3 protein-coding genes are annotated in these 1,407 nt (G+C 48.0%); 1 reads left to right on the top strand and 2 read right to left on the bottom strand.

The window, feature by feature from the left end:
* Both Q0338_RS07560 and Q0338_RS07555 read right to left on the bottom strand, forming a co-directional pair.
* Positions 1–418, bottom strand: a 418-nt coding sequence (locus tag Q0338_RS07560; protein ID WP_298086219.1) for a peroxiredoxin, incomplete at its 3' end; no start/stop codon positions are given.
* Positions 415–618: a 4-oxalocrotonate tautomerase family protein gene (locus Q0338_RS07555; protein ID WP_002949321.1), complete on the bottom strand. Its 204-nt coding sequence runs from the start codon at positions 616–618 to the stop codon at positions 415–417. The genes Q0338_RS07555 and Q0338_RS07560, both read right to left, overlap by 4 nt.
* A gap of 201 nt (positions 619–819) precedes the next feature.
* Between Q0338_RS07555 and Q0338_RS07550 the strand changes: the two genes are divergently transcribed.
* A partial coding sequence (locus tag Q0338_RS07550) for an aryl-sulfate sulfotransferase N-terminal domain-containing protein (protein WP_298086218.1) occupies positions 820–1,407 on the top strand: 588 nt, incomplete at its 3' end.

The raw sequence follows: 1,407 nt of genomic DNA, 5'->3' as shown, positions 1-1,407 counted from the left end.
CCTTGCCGATCACAAAGGTCGAGCGCGCGATGCCCAGATACTCTTTGCCGTAGTTTTTCTTCACTTGCCAGACGCCGTAGAGTTTGGCGACTTCGTGCGCAGGATCGCTTAGTAGGATGTGTTTTAGGCTCTGTTTTTGCGCAAAGCCCGCGTGCGACTTGACGCTATCGGGACTAACGCCCACGATCACGGTGTCTTTAGCGATAAAATCGTCGTAAAGCGCGCTAAATTCGCATGCCTCGGTCGTGCAGCCCGGGGTGTTATCCTTTGGGTAAAAATACAGCACGACGTTTTTGCCGACGAAGTCTTTTAGGCTGACGCTTACGCCGTCGCTGTTTTCTAGGCTAAACTCCGGCGCCGTATCGCCCGCTGCTAGCGTGATTTTTCGCTCCAAATCCTCTTTTGAAAATTCGCTCATTTTTGCTCCTTTCTAATCTCCTCAAGCGTCTTGCCGCCCGAGCCTATCGAGCTTGCGTCGTATGTTTCGATATAAATTTGCACTCGCTCGCGGTTTTTGCCCAGCACGCGCACCATAGTGTCGGTCATCTCCTCGACTAGCTTTTGCTTTTGCTCTTTTGTCGGCTCCGGGCCTGCCATTTTGACGTTTATGAAAGGCATTTTTTCTCCTTAAATTTGATAAATTTGGGCTAATTATATCAAAATTTGACCAGTTATCCGGCTCGCTCTCGTTTTAAAATTTAAGCCTTCTTATTAAAATATAGCTTTAAATTTGATATTTAAGTAAAATTTAAAGCTAGTATGATTATTATGTGATTCGGTAGTGGTAAAATTAGATAAATTTACCCAAAAGGAGCGAATATGCGTAAGAATTTTTTCGGTTCTATCGTTTTGGCTGCGGCCTTAGCAGGCGGCGCGTTTATAGCGGTGCCGCAGACTGCGAGTGCGGGCGTTTTGGCGCATCAGGTAAAAACCCAGGGCGAGCTTGGCTCGGTGTTTATCAACCCATACGACGTGGCGCCTCTAACCGCTATCATCGATCGCGCGGGCAAGGACATCAAGGATATCCATGTGCGGGTGCTGGGTAAACCTGGCGGCGGCATCGACATCGCCTATAACGTCTCCGAGCATGCGCTGCTGACGCACGACGGCGTGCCGATCTGGGGGCTGTATCCGGACTATCTAAACGAGGTCGAAGTAAGCTACGTTTTTAACGGCGAAAAGAAGGTCGAAAAGTATAAAATTTACGCTCAGCCGATCGTGACGTATAGCCGCGATTATAGATTTAGCCACATGCAAAAGATGAAGGTCAAAAAGGTCGATCCTGCGTTTAAAAACAGGCTCTATCTCATCAACAACACTATCACGAGCGTTTATAAGCCGCTTGATTGGAAAAACGGGGGTGCGGCTAGCTGGAACGATTTTACGGAAAATTTCGTCGTCGATACG

Source organism: uncultured Campylobacter sp. (assembly GCF_938018145.1).
In the GTDB taxonomy this organism is placed as follows: Bacteria; Campylobacterota; Campylobacteria; order Campylobacterales; family Campylobacteraceae; genus Campylobacter_A.
The sequence above is the reverse complement of the archived record's forward strand: the minus strand, read 5'-3'. Positions and strand labels throughout refer to the sequence as shown.